Origin of the sequence: Gloeobacter kilaueensis JS1 (assembly GCF_000484535.1) — a bacterium.
Taxonomy (GTDB): Bacteria; Cyanobacteriota; Cyanobacteriia; order Gloeobacterales; family Gloeobacteraceae; genus Gloeobacter; species Gloeobacter kilaueensis.
Genome location: NC_022600.1, coordinates 3,637,587 through 3,658,699 on the forward strand (window position 1 = coordinate 3,637,587; position 21,113 = coordinate 3,658,699).

The following is a 21,113-nucleotide window of genomic DNA, read 5'->3' on the forward strand; positions in this document are numbered from 1 at the left end:
AACCGAGGCGACCTGCTCTTTGGAGGGCAACGGCGCTTCTGCCTGGAGGAATATTTCATTTGGTTGCCATTTTGATCTGACTGTTTCAGCCTCCGCTAGACTGCTTCTCATTTGCAGTCATAGCCTGGGTGTCATCATGGGAAGCATTGTCTGGCAGGACACAATCATTTATCTTTCATTCCTGGCCTGCATCGCTGGACTGGTGCTCGTCTTCGCCTTTCGGCGCACCGCGCCAAGCGAACTGGAGCAAGTCGATGAAGGTCTATTTGCCATGATTTTCGCTTTCTGGATTGTCTATTGCGCGACGGTGATCGTCGTGCGACTCGATTGGCTTGAAAGCGAGTGGATCGTGCGCAGCCTGCGGCTGACCAGCGCGCTGTCCTACTTTCTGACCTGGGCGAGTGTGCTGAGTCTGCCTCTGCATCGCATTGCTGCGGTTCGGGAAATCGAGTGAGCGCTCTGCCGGCAGTGCAGCTGAAGCCCCAGCGTCGCAACCGCCGCACCCACCCCTGGATATTTGCCAGTGAAGTTGCTCGATTTCCTTCTGCTGAGCAGGTGGCGGACGGCAGCATGGTGGATGTCATCGACGCCCAGGGCCGCTTCTGTGGACGGGGATTTCTCAATCGCCAGTCGCAGATCGCCGTGCGCTATCTCGAGCGCGGCGCGGACATCGAGATCGATCGCGTCTGGTGGCTGGAGCGCTTTGCTAGAGCCCTCGCCCACCGGCAGCGCTTTCTCGGCAGCGAGATTCGCACCTTCCGCTGGATCCACGGCGAGGCGGACGGCCTGCCGGGTCTGACGGTGGACCGCTACGAAGATTTCATCGTCGTTCAACTGCTGGCTCTCGGGCTTGAGCCCTGGCGGGAGGTGATCGTCGATTGCCTGGTCGAACTGGGTAGCCCACGGGGCGTCTTCGAGCGCTCCGACGCCCCGGTCCGGCGACTTGAAGGGCTCAAAGAGCAGGTTGGCTCCCTCTGGGGTGAGACACCGCCGCCACTGGTCGAAATCCAGGAGGGTTCTGCCCGGCTGCTGGTCGATCTGCTGCAGGGGCAAAAGACGGGCCTGTTTCTCGATCAGCGCTTTAACCGGCTGCATGCGGCCCGCTTTGCAGCAGGCCGCAACGTGCTCAATGCCTTCGGCTATACGGGCGCTTTCGGTGTGCATTGCGCTCTCGCTGGGGCCACCTCGGTGCTCAACGTCGATATTGCCGAATCGGCAACGGTTCTCGCCGAGCAGAACGCCCAGCTCAATCAGCTTACGCAGTGCAAGGCGATTACCGGCAACGCCTTCGATATTCTGCGCGAGTTCGATCGCGAGGGCCGCCGCTTTGAGATGATCATCCTCGACCCGCCCGCTTTTGCTAAAAGCCGCAGCGTGCTCGAAGGGGCGCTGCGCGGCTACAAGGAGATCAACCTGCGGGCGATGAAGCTGCTGGTGCCGGGTGGACTGCTCGTCACCTGCTCGTGCTCGTCGCACCTGAGCATGGAGATGTTCCGCGATGTGGTCCGCGACGCTGCCCAGGACACGGGCCGCATCGCCTGCCTCATCGAGCAGCGCGGCCAGTCGCCGGATCATCCGATCTTGATTCACATCCCTGAGACTGAATACCTCAAGTACCTGCTGCTGGAGATCGAGTGATTAGAATCGGAGCATGAAAATCCACGTCAGGCTCTTTGCCAGTTACCGCGAAGCCTTCGAGCGCGACGAGTTGGAACTGGAGGTGCCGGGGGGCACGACCTGTACCCAGATTCAGACCCAGCTCGCTGCCGAGCAACCGGTGCTGGAGCGCTGGGGCAGCGTGGTCCGCTACGGCGTCAACTGCCGCTTTGTACCGCCTGAGACGCCCCTTACCGACGGGGACGAACTGGTGCTGATTCCGCCGGTGAGTGGGGGGTAGGGCGGTGTGAACAATGATTTTCGCTTTACCCGAGAACCCCTCGATCTACAGAGCGCCTACGATCTCGGCACCGACAGCGGGCAAGGCGCTGTTGTGATCATGGTCGGTACCGTGCGCACGAGCACCGGAGGCCGGGCGGTCGCCTTTCTAGACTACGAAGCCTACGAGCCGATGGCGCTCGCGGTCTTTGAGCAGATTGCCGCCGAGATCCGCTCCCGCTGGCCTGCGACGGGCCGGATTGTCGTTCATCACCGCCTGGGCCGCCTTGCCATCGGGGAGGCGAGCGTGATCGTCGCTGTCGGCAACGCCCACCGCGCCGATGCCTTTGCCGGCTGCCAGTACGCCATCGATGCGCTCAAGCGCGACGCACCGATCTGGAAAAAAGAGCACTGGGCCGACGGCAACAGCGACTGGGTGACAGGCTCGCTTCTGCTTTCAGCCCAGGGGTGAATGTGTTACGGTTGCGCTGTAGTAGCTGATTTGGAACGGGTTTTAAGGCTGTGAGTGACGATCTTTTGCGCGCATCGGATCCGCTAGTCGCCAGCTGGATCGACCGGGAACTGGAAAGACAGCGTACCCACCTTGAACTCATCGCCAGCGAGAACTTTACTTCGGCGGCGGTGATGGCCGCCCAGGGCTCGGTGCTCACCAACAAGTACGCCGAAGGACTGCCCAGCAAGCGCTACTACGGCGGCTGCGAGTTCGTCGATGCCATCGAGCAGATCGCCATCGACCGGGCCAAGAGCCTTTTTGGCGCAGCCCACGCCAACGTCCAGCCCCACTCCGGTGCCCAGGCCAACGCCGCCGTCTTTCTGGCGCTGCTTGAGCCGGGCGATACGATCCTGGGGATGGACCTCAGCCACGGCGGCCACCTCACCCACGGTTCGCCGGTCAACCTTTCCGGACTCTATTACCGGGCAATCCACTACGGCGTCGATCCGACCCACCACCGCATCGACTTCGATCAGGTGCGCGAGCTGGCCCTTGCCCACCGGCCAAAGCTGATCATCTGCGGCTACTCCGCCTACCCGCGCCGCATCGAATTTGAGCGCTTCCGGGCGATCGCCGACGAGGTGGGTGCCTATTTGCTGGCCGACGTCGCCCACATCGCAGGGCTGATCGTCGCCGGTGAGCACCCCAACCCGATCCCCCACTGCGACGTGGTGACGACCACTACCCACAAGACCCTGCGCGGGCCACGGGGCGGGCTCATCTTGACGCGCGACGAAGCGCTGGGCAAAAAATTTGACAAAGCGGTCTTTCCCGGCATCCAGGGCGGACCGCTCGAGCATGTGATCGCCGCCAAGGCCGTCGCCTTCGGCGAAGCGCTGCGCCCCGAATTCAAGAGCTACGCAAAAGCCGTGATCGCCAATGCCCGTGCTCTGGCCGATCGCCTCACCCAGCGCGGCCTTTCGCTTGTCTCCGGCGGCACCGACAACCACCTGATGGTCGTCGATCTGCGCTCAGTCGGCCTCACGGGCAAAGAAGCCGACCTGCTCGTAAGCGACATTCAGATCACCGCCAACAAAAACACGATCCCCTTCGACCCGCAAAAGCCTTTTATCACCAGCGGCCTGCGCCTCGGCTCACCGGCGATGACCACCCGTGGCCTGGGCAGTACCGAATTTAGCGCCATCGGCGACATCCTCGCCGATCGGCTACAAAACCCGACGGACGCCCGCATCGAAGCTGACTGCCGCTTACGGGTCCAATCGCTCTGCCAGCGCTTTCCGCTCTACGAGCACCTCGGCCTGGTAGCGGCCCTGCCCGTCAGCCGCTAGCATTTTCGCAAGATTAAATTCGTCAAGAATTCTTCATCTATAGGAGGGAGTCTCCCCGTATTCCCTAGCCAGTTGGGCAGCGATACGGTAGACTTCGCGTAAAAATCAAAAACCGGCTATTTCGCCAGGGAGCGGGCTTCGATGATTGGTCAATCTCAGCCCCTTCACCGTAGCCTCCCAATCTATACAAGTCTGTGCGACAGGAGGCCGTAGAGCAGGGGGCGTGTGCGCAAAATTTCTTGACAGTAAACTTCATCAACTCTTAAAAATCTCAGAAAGGATCATCCCAGGACACCAGCTATAAGATGGACACGGCAGGAAGAAGCGATGGTACAAATTTTACATTTCCCTCATCCAGTTTCCCGATCGCTCCCGGCGATTCTTCTTTTGAGCGGTTTTCTTTTTGGCAGTAGCAGGGCGCTGGCCCAGAGTGTCCCCGTGGCGGCACAGCCGCCGGTCCAGCAGTTCGATCTGCAGGCGGCGACCAGCGCTTACCGGATTGGCCCCGGCGACACGATCGAGGTGAATGTCTTTGGGGTGCCGGAGTTGACCACCAGCCGGGTGATCCTGGCGGACGGGACGACCAGTCTGCCGATTATCGGAGCGGTGCGCTTTGCGGGCATGTCCCAGGAGGAAGCGGCGGCGGAGTTGACCGAGTTGTACCGGCCCTACCTCGAAAACACCCAGATCACCGTCGCGATCACCTCCCCCCGGCCCCTCACGATCGCTGTTCTAGGCGAGGTCAATCGCCCTGGCCCCTACACGCTCACCCAGGGAGCAGGCAACACCCAGGTCAAGGTGGGTTCCGGCGAGGGAACGACGGGCGGCGTCGGCGGTGGACGGCTCACCGTCTCTCAAGCGCTCAACTTGGCCGGCGGTGTCACCGACTCCGCCGATGTCGAGCAAATTACCCTGCGGCGCAAGTTGCCGGGCAGCAGCCGCGACTCGGTCCAGAAGATCAACCTCTGGGCGCTGTTGCAGACCGGCGACACCTCCCAGGATGTGCCGTTGCTCGACGGCGACTCGCTCACGGTGCCCAAGACGAGCGCCGACAAACCCAACTACAACATCGAGCAGGTGCTCGCCTCGACGATCGCCCCCAACACGATCGAGGTGCGCGTCCTGGGCGAGGTCAGGCAGCCTGGCCGGGTAAACGTCTCGCCCAACGCTATTCTCACCGACGCCCTGGTCGCTGCCGGTGGACTGACCGACGGGGCTGACTGGAAATCGGTGCAGCTGTTGCGCCTCAACCCGGACGGTACCGTCACCCGCAAGCAACTGGCCGCGTACCTGGAGGAGGGCCGCGACCCCCAGAAAAACCCGCCCCTTAAAAAAGGCGATATTATCTCCGTACCCCGTTCCTTTGGCGGCTCGCTGGTCAACACGCTTCAGTACCTCAGTCCCGTCTTTTATCTCAATAGTCTGGTCAATCTTTTTCGTTATTAGATCCCTCGCACTTCAGGACAATCATGGTTAATCCCCAGGCCAGCCTTGGCCCGCCGAGCGACAACTTCAATCTGCTTTCGATCTGGAGAACGCTGCGCAAGCGCAAACTCCTCTCGCTGAGCGTCGCTGTCGCTGTCTTTGGCGGGGTCGCTGCCTTTACTTACACCAGACCCTATATCTACGAGTCGGAGACGCTGATCCTGGTGGACAACCGCCAGCAGATACCGGTTGTCCAGACCACCGAAAGCGCTCTGCCTTCTGCCGCCAATCTCGAAACAGAAATCCAGATTCTCAAAAGTCGCTCGCTGATTGGCCGCGCCATCCACAGATTGGCCCCGCCCTTTAACATCCTCAATTCGACCACTGCCGCCGATAACATCTCGATTAGCCAGATTGGCGACGCCGGAGTGCTCAGGGTGGCCTACCGCGATACCAACCCGGAGCGGGCCAAGGCGGTCCTCACCGCCCTCGGGGCGACCTACGTCGAGTACAGCCTCGAGAGCAAGCGCGGCCAGGCCGACAACGCGATCAAATTTATCGAAGCCAAGCTGCCTCGCGCCAAAAAAGTTCTCAACCAGACCGCCATTGCCATCCGCGAATTTCGCAAGCGCTACGACATCCCGGATCCGGACGGCTACGCCACCAGCGTCGCCGAGGTCCAGCAGAGCCTCCAGCAGCGCATCCAGGATCTGCAGATCAACCTTGCCCAGACCCAGAGGCAGTACTCCGAATTGCGCGCCCAGGTGGGCGAAGATCCCGATATTGCCCTGTCGATGACGATCTTGAGCCAGGATCCGACCTACACGCGCCTGGTCTCCAAGTACAAGGACGCCGAAGCCGACTACGTTTCGCAGCGCGCCAAGTTCAAAGATGCCTACAAGCCGGTGGGTGATCTTAAAAAGCAGCGCGACATCTACCTGCGCCTATTGCAGGAGCAGGCCACCAGTGTCCTCGGTAGCGCCAAGGTGGCCAAGCTCGGCTTGAAGAGCGGTGCTGTGCCGGCCCTGGGAGATAGTGCCATCACCGGCAGTGGGGGGGCCAATCCGCCCGTTGCCCCCGCCGCCTCCGCCCCAACTCCCGCCACCGTTGCAAGTAAGGGCGAACCTGCTCCGCCCGCTGCCCCAACGAGTAAAGCCCCGGCTGCTTTGCCGGAAGCGCGGAGCCTGGCAGCGGCCCCGGTGCGCCAGACGATCCAGCAGTCGCTGGCAAGCCAGTTGCTCAGCACCCAGGTCACCCTCTCGGTCCAAAAAGCGCAGCTCGCGAGCCTCACCAAGGCCCAGAACGACATCGTCGCCCGCTTCAAAAAGATTCCCCAACTGCAGCAGCAGTACACCGAACTGCAGCGCGACTACAACGTCAACAGCCAGATCGTCAACGGCCTGCTCACCAAGCTCGAAGAACTGCGGATCACCGAAGCCCAGGAGACTTCGCCCTGGCGCGTGCTCGAACCGCCGGATCTGCCGGACACCCCCGTATCGCCCAAGATCGATCAAAACCTGCTGTATGGCTTTATTGCCAGCGTCTTTTTGGGTCTGGGGGCCGCCTTCGTGCCGGATCTGATCGATGAGCGGATCAAGGGCGTCGAGGAAGCGAAGGAACTGACCGGCCTGCCTCTGCTCGGCGCGATTCCCAAGACCGAGAACCTGACTGAGACCCTGGTCGCCCCCAGCCGCGACGGGGTGGTGATTGGCGACAGGCTCGTCACCCGGCAGTACACCCGCTCTCCTTTTAAGGAGGCGCTGCGCTCTCTAGCTCTCAGCCTGCGCTATCTGGGTTCCAACAACAGCGTCAAGACCCTGCTCTTTACCTCGTCGATTCCGGCGGAGGGCAAGAGCATCATCAGTTACAACCTGGGCCTGGTGCTCTCCGAATTTGGCAAGCGCGTGCTGGTGGTCGATGCGGACATGCGCAAACCGAACCTGCACCGCTTCTTAGAACTGCCCAACTCGCGCGGCCTCAGCACTGCAATCGCCACCGAGACGCCCTGGCAGCAACTGGTCCAGTCCGGCGGCAACCCCAATTTGACCTTGCTCACCTCCGGACCGATTCCGCCCAACCCGGTCGCCCTGCTCAACTCCGAAAAGATGACCGAGTTGCTTGCCCAGTGGCGCGAGAACTTTGACTACGTGATCGTCGATACGCCGCCGGTGGTCGGTCTGCCGGATGCCCAGAGCATCGTCTCCCGCGTCGATCGGGTGGTGCTCATCGTCGCCATCGAGCGCTCGACCCGCTCGGTAATCGCCCGCGTGCTCGAAATTCTGCGCAGCAGCCAGTGCGAACTGGCGGGTCTGGTGGTCAACATGCTCAACGACGGCAACGAAGGCTATTACTACCAGTATTACACTTCTTACTACGGTGAGTCGCCGCCGGACGCTGCTGCCGTCGCCCAGATGCAGGCCCAGAACAACGGCAACGGCAATGGTCGCCGCCGGGGGATGCTGAGCGGTCTTTTTGGCAACCGCACAGGTCGCCGCTAGCGATGGAGACCCAGGAACTCCTGATCGAAGCGGGCCGCTCCGAGGGCCAGTACTGGCGCGACCTGTGGCGCTACCGCGAGCTGCTGTATTTTCTGGCCTGGCGCGACATCCTGGTGCGCTACAAGCAGACGGTGATCGGAGTGGCCTGGGCGGTGGTCCGGCCTGTGATCACGATGGCGATCTTCACCCTCGTCTTCAGCAAGCTGGCCCGGTTGTCCTCCGGCGAGGTGCCCTATCCAGTGCTCGTCTTTGCGGCGATGCTGCCCTGGCAGTTTTTTTCGACGGCCCTGGTCGATTGCTCCAACAGCGTCGTCAACAACGCCAGCATGGTCACAAAAGTCTACTTTCCGCGCCTCATCGTGCCGATAAGTGCGGTGATCGTGAGCTTTGCCGATTTTTTGATCTCCCTCGCTCTGCTCGCCGCCCTGATGGCCTGGTACCACTACTGGCCAAGCTGGCGGCTTCTGGCACTGCCGGGGCTGACGCTGGTCGTCTTTGCTGCTGGCCTCGGGGCGGGCCTCTGGCTTGCGGCCCTGAACGTGCGCTACCGCGATTTTCGGATTCTGGTGCCCTTTATCGTGCAGGTGGGCATCTATATCAGCCCGGTGGGCTTCAGCAGCAATCTGGTACCAGAGAACTGGCGACTTCTGTACTCGCTCAACCCGATGGTCGGCGTGATCGACGGCTTTCGCTGGGCAATTATCGGCAACTCCGTATTTGTCTATTTTTACTGGCCGGGTTTTTTGCTCTCCCTCAGCCTTGTCGCGCTGTTGCTCGTAAGCGGCATCTGGTATTTTCGCAGGACCGAGAAAACTTTTTCTGACGTGATCTAGAAAGTAGCAGTGCCCATGTCCCCTCCAATCGTTCGCATCGAGCATCTGAGCAAACAGTACAGCCTCGGTAGACGGCCACCGACCCGCTCGCTGCGCGAAGCTTTTGCTGCTGCACCCAAAAGTATCCGCCTGGCCCTTGAGGCACTGCTGGGCAAAAGGCAGGCCGAACAAAAATTCTGGGCGCTCAAAGATGTTTGTTTCGATATCGAAAAAGGCGAAGTGCTCGGTATCATCGGTCGCAACGGTGCCGGTAAATCGACGCTCTTAAAAATTCTCAGCCGGATCACCGAGCCTACTGCCGGACGGGTACAGATTCGCGGCAGGGTGGCGAGTCTTTTAGAAGTCGGTACAGGCTTTCATCCGGAGTTGACGGGCCGCGAGAACATCTACCTCAACGGGGCGATCCTGGGGATGAGCCGCAGCGAGATCCAGCGCCGCTTCGATCAGATCGTCGCCTTCGCTGAAACCGAAAAATTTTTAGATACACCGGTAAAGTTCTATTCTTCCGGGATGTACGTGCGCCTCGCCTTTGCCGTCGCCGCTCACCTCGAACCGGAGATCTTGATCGTCGATGAGGTGCTGGCGGTCGGGGACGTACAGTTTCAAAAAAAATGCCTGGGCAAGATCAAAGACGTCGCCCGCGAGGAAGGGCGCACGGTACTTTTTGTGAGCCACAACATGGGGGCGGTGACCAGCCTGTGCGACCGGGCGGTCTACCTGATGGACGGCCAGGTGGAGCTGGACGGCTCCGCTGAAGCGGTGATCGCGAGCTACTACGCCCAGCTCGTAGACGAGCGGGGCGATCTGAGTCAGTTTCGGGTACCGGTGAGCGGTTACGGCAGCAGCGTGCGCTTTCGGCGCATCGAACTCGTCTCCGACGGCGACGGAAACCTGCGCTTCGGTGAACCGCTCCACTACACCCTTGAACTCGAAGCAGACACAGATCTTAAAAACCTGCGCATCGGCTGCAGCATCTTCGACAGCTCAGATATCTGCGTCGGTGGCCTCTTCAGCGGCCCCTTCGCGATCGAAGCCGGACAGACTCTGGTGCTCAGCCTGAGCGTCGCCAATCCCAACCTGGCACCGGGAACCTACCGCAGCGGCTTCAGCGTCGGCTACGGCGGACCCGATTCTCCCCGCCACGACCTCGATGCGATCGTCGGCAGACCCGCTTTTCATGTTCTGCCCATCGCCACCGCCGCCGGGCAGGTTGCAAACTGGAGTCCTGGTTGGGGCCGGATCGTCTTTCAGGACGTGCAATTTTCGGTTGGGGAGTAGCTGTCGCGGTGGTGGTTCGAGCGGATGTGAGCGCGCCAGTACCCAGGGTAACGGTCGTCGTCTTGAACTGGAACGGCGGACGCGACACGCTTGCGTGTCTGGCCTCCCTTGCCCAACAGGACTATGCAGCCACCAGCGTTCTCGTCATCGACAACGGCTCGACGGATGGTTCGGTTGCCGAAATCGCCCGGCACTTCCCGGCAGTCCAGATTGTCGAGAACGGCCAAAACCTGGGCTACGCCCGAGGCAACAACACCGGTATCGTTTTTGCCCTCATGGCAGGTGCGGACTATATCTTGCTATTGAACAACGACACGGTCGTTGCCCCCGATTGCGTGTCCGAACTGATGAAGGCGGCTCTCCAGTATCCCCGCGCCGCCGCTTTGGGAGCGAAGATCTACTATTTCACAGAACCGGAGCGGATCTGGTACGCCGGTGCCCGCTGGGACCGCGACAGCGCCTGCACCGCTCATATCGGGCAGGGGGAGGTGGATACGGGCAGCCCGTACAGCGCGGTGAGCGAAACCGACTACGCCTGCGGCTGTGCGGTGCTCCTGCAAGTCGAAGCGGTACACAAAGTCGGCCTGCTCGATTACCGCTACTTTCTTATCTGGGAAGAAGTGGACTGGTGTTACCGGGCGCGGCGGGCTGGATTTGAAGTCCTGTTCGTCCCGACTGCCAGAGTCTGGCACAAGATCTCGACTTCCTTTGGCGGCAGCTTTACTCCCTTGAGCCGCTACTTCTGGTGGCGCAATCGTTTGCTCTGGATGGAGAAAAATCTCCCCTTTGCCGAGCGCTTCTCGATCTACCGTCGCTGTTTGCTCAAAGAAATTCTGGGCGAAGGAATGGCTTACCTCAAGTTGCGCTCCGCCCCAGAATCGCAGCGATTGCCGGGGGCGGCCCTGCAGGGGGTACTGGATTATCTGGTGCGGCGCTTCGGCGACTCTCCGGCCTGGCTGCGCGCTTCCAGGTAGGTTCATCGTGCGCGTTCTCTACGACGGAGCGATCTACAACTTCCAGAGCCACGGCGGCATCCGCCGGTACTTCGACAATCTTTTTAAGCAACTGGCAGCGGACTATTCCCTCTCGCTCTACCGCTGCCATCCCCAAATTCCGCTCGCCCGGCGACCGCACCTGCGGCAGTACACCTACCGCTACTTCAGACCCCGGCGGCTCTCCTCGGCCCTCGAACCGTTTTTTTTGCGCGGACTTCTTGGCACAGGCCGCTTCGATCTGCTCCATCCGACGTACTATTCGTATTCGCCCCTCATCGCTGCTGCCGGACGCGAACGATTGCCGATCGTCCTCACGGTCTGGGATCTGATCCACGAGCGCTTTCCGGACCAGGCTGGTCCGACTGCCGATACCGTTGCTCTCAAGCAAAAAATCCTGCCCCTCGCCCAGCGGATCATCTGTATTTCCGAAAGCACGAAAGCGGACCTCATCGAGATTTACAAGATTCCAGAAAAAAAAATCTCCGTCACCTACCTGGCCACCGACCTGAACGCTGCACTCGCTCTGGGCGACGAGCCGGTGCCGGAGCGGCCTTACTTTCTCTACGTCGGCAGCCGCCTTGCCTACAAAAATTTCGACCGGTTGCTGGTAGCCTTTGCCCAGGCGTTTTCAGCTAAAAGCGACCCGGTGCTCTGCGTCGTCGGTGCTCCGGCCCAACCGGCAGAGCAAGAGCGGATTGCTGCCCTGGGCCTGACGGGACGGGTGGAATTTTATCCGTATCCGGACGATCGGCATCTGGCAAAGCTGTATCACCGCAGCCTGGCGCTGGTCTATCCGTCGCTGTACGAGGGCTTTGGCATCCCGCCCCTAGAGGCGATGGCCTGCGAGACGGCGGTGATTGCTTCCAACCGCTCCAGTCTGCCGGAAGTAGTAGGTGACGCCGGGATCTTGATCAATCCGCTCGATATCGCTGAGTGGACCGACGCCCTGCGCCAGCTCGCCACCAATCCGCAAGAGAGAACAAAACTGATCGAGCGGGGCAGCGAGCGGGTGAAGCACTTCAGCTGGCAGAAGACAGCCGCTCAGACGTTAGCAGTCTACCAGTTGGTGGGAGGCTGATGGCGGAGTTGCCCCGGATCTCGGTGATCGTGCCTTCGTTCAACCAGGGAACATTCATCGAGCGCACGCTGCTGTCGATTCTGGGCCAGGGCTATCCCGACCTGGAGGTGATCGTCATCGACGGCGGCAGCACAGACGAAACGATCAACGTTCTGGAGCGCTACAGCGACCAGCTCACCTGCTGGCATTCGCAGCCGGACAGGGGGCAGGCCGATGCGATCAACCGGGGCATGGCAATAAGTTCCGGTCAGATCCTCTGCTGGCTCAACTCCGACGATATGTTCCTGCCCGGCACGCTGCTGGCGGTAGGTAGCCATTTGCGAGACCAGACAGAAAGGCCAAAGCTCCTCCACGGCGGGGCGGTGACGATTGCCGAAGAAAACGGCGAACTGCGCAGCGGCGTCCAGTCAAGCCAGCCCTTCGATTGCACCCGGCTCACCTGCAGCAACTTCATCGTCCAGCCCAGCAGCTTCTGGACGCGCCCTCTCTGGCAGGGGACGGGCGAGTTGAACATTCGCTACCAGTACATCCTCGATTGGGACTGGTTCTTGCGCGCCAGCCGGGTGCCGGGCTTTGAGGCGGACTACCTGCCCCGGTTTCTTTCGCTCTACCGCTACCATGCCCAGCACAAGACGAGTAGCGGCGGTGAGAAGCGGCGGCAGGAGATTATGGAACTGATTCGCACCCACGCCTCGCCCTACTGGCAGAATCTCTACAGCGCGATCGACCGCTCCTACCCGCAGATTCAGCACACGGCCACTCGGCTCGAAAAACTGGGCCTACCGGGCCGGACCCGGCTATTGCCCTGGCTGATCCCCAACGTCCGCTCCCACCTCAAGTCTGCCCAGGACTTTTACACCGTTTTATTTACCTTCGGCTGGTGAAAGAACCTCTGCGCATTCACTTTCTGGTCGATAGCACGGGCGAGACCGGCACGTACTTCCGCTTTCACAATCTAGCGGTCGGACTTGCTCGCCTGGGGCAGTCGGTGAGCGTCTTTGCCTGCGACCACGACACCAATTCCCAGACCCGAACGATCGAGCGCGACGGCGTACTTTACCGGATCGTGCCTTCGTTTAGAGGCCAGAGCTTTTTCACCGCCTCCAACCATCCGCTCAACGCCCTCGCCCGCTGCCTGGCAGACTACCCGCCCTGCGACATTGCTCACCTGTTTCAGCCCCACCTGAGCGCTGCCCTCGCCTGGGACTGGCGGCGGACGCTCCCCGCCAGGCTGTACTTCTACGACTGGGACGACCTGTGGAGCGACGGCGGCCTGCTTGCTAAAAGTGTCCCCGGCTTTCGGCCCTGGTGGTTTCAGACCTGTACGCGCTGGGGGGAACGCCGCTTTCCGGCGCGGGCCCATCACGTTACCACCTGTAGCCGGTTCCTCGCCGATCTGGCAGCGAAGCGGGGAGCGCGGGCGGTGACGGTGCTACATAACGGTTTCTGGCCCTTCGATCCTGCAAGCAAGCACATTGCAAGACAGCAACTCGGTCTGCAGCCGGATGCGCTCTACGTCGGCTTTATGGGGCGGACCTGGGCGGAGATCGCCTGGTGCTTCGAGGCGGTCGATCAAAATCTCGACCGCCACCCCCACCTGCGCTTCGCCCTCTGTGGCCCGCCGCCGGAGGTGCTGCAACTTGCTTCTACTGGGGCGCGGGAGCGGACAGATTTTTTAGGCTCGCTTGCCCCCGAACGGACGCGCCTTTTTGCCGCCGCCCTCGATCTGGGCCTATTGCCTCTGGAGGACAATCTCTTTAACCGCAGCCGCTTCCCGATCAAATTTGCCGAGTACATGGCGGCGGGGGCAGCGGTTCTCTGCTCAGAAGTAGGAGAGTGCGCGGAACTTGCGGGCGATTTTCCCTGGGTCTTCCAGGCCGGTAGTACCCGCGTAGACTGGCTTGCCGCCTTTCAGCAGACAGTAGACTGGATAGCGGCCACCAGTGCGCCGCCTGTAGACCGCAACCGATGCGCGGAGCGCTTCAGCTGGCAGGCGCTCAGCTCAGAACTGCTCACCTGCTACCGGAGCGCCCTTTCGCCTCTGCCACCTTGATCCGATGGACGACGCAGCGCCGCTCTTTTCGGTCGTGATCCCCACCCGCCACCGCGACGGTCCCCTGGCCCGCTGCCTCGATTGCCTCGCCCCCGGACGGCAGAACTTTCCAAAACAGCAGTACGAGGTGATCGTCACCGACGACGGTTCAATGAGCACCGCCCGCGCCCTGCTCAGCGAAGCCTACCCCTGGGCGCGCTGGGTTGCCGGGCCTCAGCGCGGTCCGGCGGCCAACCGCAACAACGGCGCACGCCAGGCTGCAGGCGAGTGGCTGGTCTTTACCGACGACGACTGCCTGCCCGACCCTGGCTGGCTCGCCGCTTACCGCAACCGCATCGAAAAAGGGACTTCCCAGCTTCTTGAAGGGCGGACCTACGCCGATAGGCCCCGGCGCTCGCTGGCGGAGGCGGCCCCGATCAACGACCGGGGCGGCAATCTCTGGTCGTGCAATTTCGCGATTGCCCGGTCCCTCTTTGAGGCCGTCGGTGGCTTCGACGAGCGCTTTCCCTACGCGGCGATGGAGGACAGCGACCTGCGGCTGCGGCTGGAGCAGGCTGGTCATCGCCCCCTGTTCGTGCCGGAGGCGGCGGTCTGCCATCCCTGGCGGACGGTGCGCGGCTGGCAATCTGGCGAACAGCACCGGCACTCGATCTTGATCTATCTGTCGCTGCACCCGGAGGAGACGGCCCGGATCAATGCCCGCTATTACCTCTACGCGACCACCCGCAACTTCTGGCGCTTCACGCTGCCGGGCCTGTTCGCCCACCGGGGAGCGGGCTTCACCCAGGCTCTCATCGACCACGCCGCCTGCTTGAAGATGGCCTGGACGCTAAGAAAGCTTTCGACGCCCAAAATTCCTGCAGATCACCATGTTTTATGAGGCGATCAACGAACCGTTGCTGCGCCGGGTACCGCCCGAGACAAAGCGGCTCCTGGATCTTGGCTGCGGGTCGGGAGGCTTTGGGGCAAAGTTCAAGCACACCCACGCCTGTGAAGTGGTGGGGGTAACCTTCAGCGAACCGGAGCAGCAGATTGCCGCTCAACTTCTCGACCATGTGCTCCAGAGCGACCTCAACAGCTGCGACCTGCGCGCCCTGGGCCAGTTCGACTGCATCGTCTGCAGCCACGTCCTCGAACATCTCTACCAGCCCCAGGATTTGCTGGGCCAGCTCAAAGAGAATCTGGCAAGCGGGGGCCTGCTCCTCGTCGCCCTGCCCAACGTCCTTTACTGGCGGCAACGCCTGGAATTCGTGCGCGGGCGGTTTCGCTACACCGAGGGCGGCTTGATGGACCGCACCCACTACCGCTTCTTTGACTGGCGGACTGCCCAGGAGCTGCTGCAGGCGAGCGGCTACCGGATTGTCGAAGCGACCAGTATCGGTCACCTGCCGCTGGTGAGCAGATGGCTGCCATCGCCCATGCGCGAAACCGTGGATAAGACCGTTACCCGGCAATTTCCAGGGCTTCTGGGCCACCAGTTTCTCTTCTGCTGCGCGCTATGAACCCGCTGGTGACGATCGCCATTCCCACCTACAGGCGGCTTGCCTACCTGCAGGAGGCAGTCGCCTCGGCCCTCGCCCAGAGTTATCCCCATATCGAAGTGCTGGTGAGCCAGGATCCGACTTCCGAAGGACCGGACCCGGCGATCCGGGCCTGGTGTCTGGCGCTGGCGGAGCAAGAACCGCGCCTCAGCTACCGCTGCAACGCCCAGAACCTTGGCCTGGCCGGGAACTGGAACGCCGCTATTCAGGCGGCCCGAGGCCAGTACGTGACGATTATCGGCGACGACGATCGGCTTTTACCTGCCTTCGTCGAGCGGCTGCTGCCGGGCCTGTCGCCGGGAATCAGCGTCGCCTTTGCCAACCACTACCTGATCGACGCTCTGGGCAACCGATTGCTCGCCCGGAGCGAGGTCCACACCGCCACCTACCACCGGGCCAACCTGAGCGCAGGTGAGATCGCCGATCCTGAAAGTTGCGCCTGGCAGAATGCCGTACCGATGCTGGCATCTTTGATCGCGGCGGAACCGTTGCAGCGGCTGGGCTTCAAGATCGATCTCAACACGCCGGAAGTCGAATTTTTCGTGCGGCTGGCCCAGGAGGGAGGACGCTTCTACTTCTGTCCGGAGTACCTGGCGGAGTACCGGGTCCATCTGGGTTCTGCCACCCAATCGGGACTCACCTCCGAGGTTCTCGCCCGCTACTTGATCGACCTCCCAGCTTCACCGCAAGCCGAGCGCCACAAGCGTGCCCTGCTTGCCTCACTGTTGCCGAACGCCGTAAGCCGCCACCTGCGCCGGGGGGAGCGCGAGTTGGCTCGAAAATTGCTTGCAAGCAGCTACTATCCTGACGGTGAAAGGGTTACGGGCATCGCTCTCGTCCAGCGCTTCTGCACGGCGTTGCCGGAACCTGTTGGTTGTTCACTCTACCGGACGCTCTACTTCGCAGGCAGGCAACTTCGCCTCTGATGCGAGATCGGCGAAGATGAGCACGCATCCAGGAAACCAGAATGCAGATCACCCAGATCGTTGGGCAACTGCCCCCTGCCATTGGCGGTGTCGGCGACTACTGCTACCAGTTGTGGCGGCACTGGCCGGATTCCACCGGGCAGTGGACGTTTCTGGTGACAGAAAGTGCTGAGGCGAGTCAACACCACTGGCCGGAAGTGCAAATCCAGCCCTTCGGCACGACGGAGACCGATTTGCTGTTCGCTCTCGAAAAAGTGGATGCCCGGCTGGTCGTGCTCCAGTACGTGGGCTACGCCTTTCATCCGGGGGGCTACCCGCTCTGGCTCTCCCGCGCCCTCGCCCACTGGAAATCCCTCCGCTCCGATCACAGGCTGCTGGTGATGTTCCACGAACTGGCTCCAGATAAGCCCATCTGGCAACGCGCCTTCTGGACACGGCGCTATGCCCAGAAAGTAGTGGATGAGCTGCTGGAGTTGGCCGACGGCTGGATCACCAGTTGTCCGGGATATTTTTTGCAACTGGCAAAGCGCTCCAATCGGGGTCTCCTCGTGCCGGTGGGGGCAAATATTCTGCCCGATCGCCCCGTCGATTTTGAGCGGCCCTGGCCCCTCGCCCAGGGCAAAAAGCTCCGGCTCGTCATCTTTGGCCTGGCCCTCACCCGCCTCTGGTCCCTCGGTCGCCACGCTGCGCTGTTAAAAAAGTTGTGCGCGCAGGGCTGGGTAGAGAGCATCACCCTCACTGGCCAGGGCCAACTGCCGGAGCGCTACGCAGGACAACTGCGGCAACTGCAGACAGAAATCGCCCCGCCCGCCCTCTGGCAAGAAAAGTACGATCTGGAGGCGGCGGATCTTTCGCCCATCCTGAGCGCGCAGGATCTGGGGTTCGTCGGCAACGAATGCGAGCTATTGACCAAGTCCGGCAGCTTCGCAGCGCTCAGCGCCCACGGTGTGCTGACGGTCGCTACGGTGAAAAATCCCGGCCTCTACCTTGCCCAGGCGGGCCTCCGCGAAGCGGTGCTGCTCAACGATAGAAAGCTCACTGCCCTGCTGGAGCAACTGAGCGATCCGGCTGTCATCGCTGCAAAGCAGCGCTCGCTCCGGCAATTCTACGAAAAGCAACTTCGCTGGCAGGCGATTGTTGGGGGCTGGCAGCAACAGATCCAGCGGCTCCAGCCAGGCGATGACTAAAGTACTCCCGCCCCTCATCAAGCAGGTCCGGCGGAGGCTGGCAACGGCGATCATGCGCGCCCGCACCCGCAACCGGGACTTTGTCATCATCTCCAACGACTGTTGGGGAGCGGAGGTCTACCGCGAACTGGGCCTGCCCTACCGCACCCCGTTTGTCGGACTTTTTATGGTCACCCCCTGCTTTATGCGCCTGCTGGACGATCTCTGGTTGTATCTGGACACCCGCACCGAGCTGAGATTTATCCGGCACTCGCGCTATCCGAGCGTCAACGATTGGCGGCAAAAGCAGCAACTTACCTACCCGATGGGACTTCTGGCGGACAGCGTCGAGCTGCACTTTCTGCACTACGACGATCCCAGCGAAGCGGCCAGCAAATGGTTCCGCCGTCTCAGCCGCATCGAAGCGGGAAACACCGATCAGATCTTCGTCAAATTTTCCGCCGACAAAGACCTCTGCACCGAGGCGGACGTGCGGCACTTCGAGGCGCTGCCCTTTGCCCACAAACTTTGTCTGGCAGCCCAGCCCTATCCGGGGTGCCGCTCGGTCGTCTCGATGCCAGACTACGATATCGACGGAGCATACATGTACTGGCTTTGCCGGCGCTACTTCGACGTGGCAGGCTGGCTCAACGGCAAGACGCATCCGGACGGCCTACCAGAGCGCCTACTCAATACCGTTCTTTATTATCGGTACTGACACTGACGATGGCTCAAGATGCCTCCCATGCCTGTTTTTAAGAGACTACCTGTAAGACATTAGACCTCTTGCATGAATGTCCGGGATGGGTCACAAGTAGTAGGGTCACTACTGCTTTTCTGCCCTGATGATGAGCTATCAGGATATCCAACACCTCAAGCCCACCGACTTCAAACGCCTCTGCGGTGTGCGAGCTGAAACCTTCCAGGCAATGGTCGATGTCCTTCAACGGATAGTGGTGGAGCATGTCAATCGGCGTCTGAAGGTGTTTCGGATTTTGGCCGGTCCGTATCGCAATCGTCGCCGCCGGTTCGGTCTGCGGTTGAGTTTGCTGGCAGGGATCTACAACTACGAGCTGTCCCTGCCAGCCTTGGCCTGATTCATGCAAGAGGTCTAATAAAACCATTTTCAGTTACGGCGTCCGGAAGCGCTCCGTTTTGCGGAGGCCACCTTCGCTACAACCTCTATCAGGACGTTGTCTGATCGATCGACTCTTTCCTCTGTTCGCCAGCAGACCACGCCATCCGGCCGGACCAGCGATCCACCGCCGTGTTTGAGGCCGAACAAGCGTTCGAAGTCCTGTGCCGATTCAAATAGGACATCTTCACCGACGATCACAGCCTGGATGGAGATTTCCAGCGCGACCGAAGCTTGCTTCGCAGCTTCGCGCCAGACAGGGTCACGGGAGAGCAGAACGAAGTCTCGGTTAAAGAGGTCGATGGTGGAAATTCGTTTGCCTTTATAGATGACCCATGCATGAGGAGCACGGACGCCCGGCTGTCCTGCCCATGCCTCTGGCGTCTTGGCAGGGGGAAGGTTCGGGCCTGCGCCGATCACCGCAGACGAACGGTACAGTTGACCGAGTTCCATTGCGACATCTCCATAAAGAGTGACATCTTCCATCGCCTTGCCGGTGAACTTCACATAGTCGGGACGCGCAAAGGTCTGTTGGTGGCGCAACCAGCCGATCGGTTGCCGCTCACTGTTGTAGGTCTTCAACAGCTCTTCGGTTGCAAGACCACGCAACACCATGTCGAGCTTCCAGGCAAGGTTGTACACGTCCGCGATGCCTGTGTTCGCCCCAAAACCGCCACGCGTGGGGGGCAGTTGATGGGCTGCGTCTCCAGCGAGGAAGATTCTGCTGTGCTGGTATGTATCAGCGATGCGGCCAGCCAGTTCCCATCGTCCAGACGCGACAATCTCAAACGGGAAATCGGCCCCAAGCGCACGACGGACAGCCGCATGCTGTTGATCGGGGCTGCTAACAGCCTCTCCATCCCCCATCAGCAACATCCAGCGACCGTCTTGATACGTGGTAAGGAGTGCCTGGAAGCCGGGCTGGTCGATGTCGAATTGCTGCACACCGCTTTTTAAATAGACCTCGGCATCCGGGCAGTAGAACAGGGTGGTGCGGATGGTTTGCAGATAACCAACACCCTGCCGCTCAATACCGAGCTTTTCTCGGATAGGGCTTCTGGCACCATCGGCTGCGATCATGTACGACGCTTCAACAACGTATTCCTCGCCACTGTCGCGGTCACTAACATGGACCTCGATACCTTCGCCCAGTTCCGTGAAGCCGATCATCTCGTGTCCTAGACGCAACTGTGCGCCGAGTTCGACAGCCCTTGCCCGGAGAACGGGCTCAAGCTTGTCCTGCGGAATGGCTGCTCCCGTCGCTGGGGAGAAGCGCCCTCGTTGATCATCGATCTCGCCCGGCGTCCAGAGAGTCTCCTCCTTCCATTCACCGGCAAGGCTTTCAACTTTTCGTCTGCGAAGACGGACGCCCGGATCGCTCTGTGGAATTCGATCCCACAATCCAACGCTGCGGTAACACTCCATGGTGTATTCGGTAAAGCCCATGGCACGTGGCAGCAGTGAGCTGCCCTTATGCTTCTCAATCACAACGTGCTCGACATCACGCGATGCGAGGAAAACGGAAGCGGACAGCCCAACAAGGCTACCCCCAACCACAACCACTTGTGTACTCTGACGATTCATACTCTCTCCTTGACTTCGGCTGTATACGATACCAGTCCGTGCTTCGGGAGGAACAGCAAAGGCCGCGACCCCAGGACACAGCAGACAGGTATCTGCTCGTGTCGTGGTCCGCGGCCTATTGGCTGGAGTATTGACCCTCGTTACACTGAGGGCGACCGGGGCTCACCACGCCGGTCATGCCTTTCTCGACAGGGCTATCCTATCACAGTCTTTGCTCATACGTGGGCTTCACTTAATCCTCGCGAGCTGATTAGTCCTGATATGGACTGAACCCTTGGTGGAATTGCCGCGTCAGTTTGGGGTAGAGCTTATCGGTCCAGTTCTACCAGACACCAGTTGGCAAACCCAGGCGGGCAAAGGCTTTGAGTCCTTTCGTTTTCAGATTGATTGGCAGGCAAAGCAAGTGCGTTGCCCGATGGGAAGGACCAGCAACTACTGGAGTGAGGGAATAGACCGGGTAGGTGAACCTCTGATTCGCGCCCGATTTAGCCGCAAAGACTGCGAGGTTTGTCCAGGTTTTCAGGATTGCACGACTTCGGCAAAATATGGACGATGTGTTTCATTTCGTCCTCAGGAGCAGCATGAGGCATTGCAGCGAGCAAGAGCCTATCAGGCAACGCAGGAATTCAAGGAGCGCTATCAATGCCGCGCAGGAATTGAAGGCAGCATATCCGAAGCAGTACGGGTGTTTGGTATGCGTCGTAGCCGTTACATCGGGGTAGCCAAAACACACTTACAGCACATGGCGATTGCCGCAGCGATCAACTTGCACCGATGGTTTGCCTGGGTGGAGGAGCGACCAATGGCAGCAACACGAGTATCACGATTTCAAGCGTTGGCTCCTTTGGGCTCATAGGTTCGCCAACAGCATCTCTGAGGGGTTCACTCCAGGGACAGTGCTCGTCACTGGTGCGCGTTGCTCG

At 60.8% G+C, this 21,113-nt stretch carries 20 protein-coding genes and 1 pseudogene; 20 read left to right on the plus strand and 1 reads right to left on the minus strand.

Going from position 1 to position 21,113, the window contains the following annotated elements:
• The first annotated feature begins 19 nt into the window (after window positions 1-19).
• The 19 genes and pseudogenes from GKIL_RS16890 to GKIL_RS25680 all read left to right on the plus strand — a co-directional run.
• Complete coding sequence (locus GKIL_RS16890) at window positions 20-454, plus strand: hypothetical protein (protein ID WP_187293941.1); 435 nt, start codon at window positions 20-22, stop codon at window positions 452-454.
• Complete coding sequence (locus GKIL_RS16895) at window positions 451-1,638, plus strand: class I SAM-dependent rRNA methyltransferase (protein WP_023175007.1); 1,188 nt, start codon at window positions 451-453, stop codon at window positions 1,636-1,638. Before GKIL_RS16890 ends, GKIL_RS16895 begins: the two co-directional genes overlap by 4 nt.
• A 13-nt stretch (window positions 1,639-1,651) precedes the next feature.
• Window positions 1,652-1,897: a MoaD/ThiS family protein gene (locus GKIL_RS16900; protein ID WP_023175008.1), complete on the plus strand. Its 246-nt coding sequence runs from the start codon at window positions 1,652-1,654 to the stop codon at window positions 1,895-1,897.
• A 6-nt stretch (window positions 1,898-1,903) separates the two neighbouring features.
• Window positions 1,904-2,347: a molybdenum cofactor biosynthesis protein MoaE gene (locus GKIL_RS16905; RefSeq protein WP_023175009.1), complete on the plus strand. Its 444-nt coding sequence runs from the start codon at window positions 1,904-1,906 to the stop codon at window positions 2,345-2,347.
• A 50-nt stretch (window positions 2,348-2,397) separates the two neighbouring features.
• Window positions 2,398-3,678: a serine hydroxymethyltransferase gene (gene glyA, locus GKIL_RS16910; RefSeq protein WP_023175010.1), complete on the plus strand. Its 1,281-nt coding sequence runs from the start codon at window positions 2,398-2,400 to the stop codon at window positions 3,676-3,678.
• Window positions 3,679-4,005: 327 nt separating this feature from the next.
• Window positions 4,006-5,124, plus strand: coding sequence for an SLBB domain-containing protein (locus GKIL_RS16915; RefSeq protein ID WP_023175011.1), 1,119 nt, complete (start codon window positions 4,006-4,008; stop codon window positions 5,122-5,124).
• 23 nt (window positions 5,125-5,147) lie between these two features.
• Window positions 5,148-7,601, plus strand: coding sequence for a GumC family protein (locus tag GKIL_RS16920; RefSeq protein ID WP_023175012.1), 2,454 nt, complete (start codon window positions 5,148-5,150; stop codon window positions 7,599-7,601).
• A 2-nt stretch (window positions 7,602-7,603) separates the two neighbouring features.
• Window positions 7,604-8,434: an ABC transporter permease gene (locus tag GKIL_RS16925; RefSeq protein ID WP_023175013.1), complete on the plus strand. Its 831-nt coding sequence runs from the start codon at window positions 7,604-7,606 to the stop codon at window positions 8,432-8,434.
• A gap of 15 nt (window positions 8,435-8,449) precedes the next feature.
• Window positions 8,450-9,712: an ABC transporter ATP-binding protein gene (locus GKIL_RS16930; RefSeq protein WP_023175014.1), complete on the plus strand. Its 1,263-nt coding sequence runs from the start codon at window positions 8,450-8,452 to the stop codon at window positions 9,710-9,712.
• An 8-nt stretch (window positions 9,713-9,720) separates the two neighbouring features.
• Complete coding sequence (locus GKIL_RS16935; protein WP_023175015.1) at window positions 9,721-10,686, plus strand: glycosyltransferase family 2 protein; 966 nt, start codon at window positions 9,721-9,723, stop codon at window positions 10,684-10,686.
• 7 nt (window positions 10,687-10,693) lie between these two features.
• Entirely contained in the window at window positions 10,694-11,785 is a 1,092-nt protein-coding gene (locus tag GKIL_RS16940; protein WP_023175016.1) for a glycosyltransferase family 4 protein, read from the plus strand.
• Window positions 11,785-12,669, plus strand: a complete 885-nt coding sequence (locus GKIL_RS16945) for a glycosyltransferase family 2 protein (protein WP_023175017.1) — start codon at window positions 11,785-11,787, stop codon at window positions 12,667-12,669. The genes GKIL_RS16940 and GKIL_RS16945 overlap by 1 nt, the downstream gene beginning before the upstream one ends.
• Window positions 12,666-13,838, plus strand: a complete 1,173-nt coding sequence (locus GKIL_RS16950) for a glycosyltransferase (RefSeq protein ID WP_023175018.1) — start codon at window positions 12,666-12,668, stop codon at window positions 13,836-13,838. Before GKIL_RS16945 ends, GKIL_RS16950 begins: the two co-directional genes overlap by 4 nt.
• Window positions 13,839-13,842: 4 nt before the next feature.
• Window positions 13,843-14,718, plus strand: a complete 876-nt coding sequence (locus GKIL_RS16955) for a glycosyltransferase family 2 protein (RefSeq protein WP_023175019.1) — start codon at window positions 13,843-13,845, stop codon at window positions 14,716-14,718.
• Entirely contained in the window at window positions 14,708-15,340 is a 633-nt protein-coding gene (locus GKIL_RS22930) for a class I SAM-dependent methyltransferase (RefSeq protein ID WP_023175020.1), read from the plus strand. The genes GKIL_RS16955 and GKIL_RS22930 overlap by 11 nt, the downstream gene beginning before the upstream one ends.
• Entirely contained in the window at window positions 15,337-16,305 is a 969-nt protein-coding gene (locus GKIL_RS16965; protein ID WP_023175022.1) for a glycosyltransferase family 2 protein, read from the plus strand. Before GKIL_RS22930 ends, GKIL_RS16965 begins: the two co-directional genes overlap by 4 nt.
• Before the next feature lie 41 nt (window positions 16,306-16,346).
• Window positions 16,347-17,492, plus strand: a complete 1,146-nt coding sequence (locus GKIL_RS16970; RefSeq protein WP_023175023.1) for a hypothetical protein — start codon at window positions 16,347-16,349, stop codon at window positions 17,490-17,492.
• Window positions 17,485-18,189, plus strand: coding sequence for a DUF1919 domain-containing protein (locus GKIL_RS16975; protein WP_023175025.1), 705 nt, complete (start codon window positions 17,485-17,487; stop codon window positions 18,187-18,189). Before GKIL_RS16970 ends, GKIL_RS16975 begins: the two co-directional genes overlap by 8 nt.
• Window positions 18,190-18,415: 226 nt before the next feature.
• Window positions 18,416-18,568, plus strand: a pseudogene (locus GKIL_RS25680) (IS5/IS1182 family transposase); the annotation flags it as partial.
• Window positions 18,569-18,597: 29 nt separating this feature from the next.
• Here GKIL_RS25680 and GKIL_RS16985 read toward each other — a convergent pair.
• Window positions 18,598-20,190: an FAD-dependent monooxygenase gene (locus tag GKIL_RS16985; protein ID WP_023175027.1), complete on the minus strand. Its 1,593-nt coding sequence runs from the start codon at window positions 20,188-20,190 to the stop codon at window positions 18,598-18,600.
• A gap of 277 nt (window positions 20,191-20,467) precedes the next feature.
• Between GKIL_RS16985 and GKIL_RS23815 the strand changes: the two genes are divergently transcribed.
• The gene (locus GKIL_RS23815) at window positions 20,468-21,046 is read left to right on the plus strand and encodes a transposase (RefSeq protein WP_023175028.1); all 579 of its coding nucleotides are present in this window, start codon (window positions 20,468-20,470) and stop codon (window positions 21,044-21,046) included.
• Window positions 21,047-21,113 lie beyond the last annotated feature (67 nt).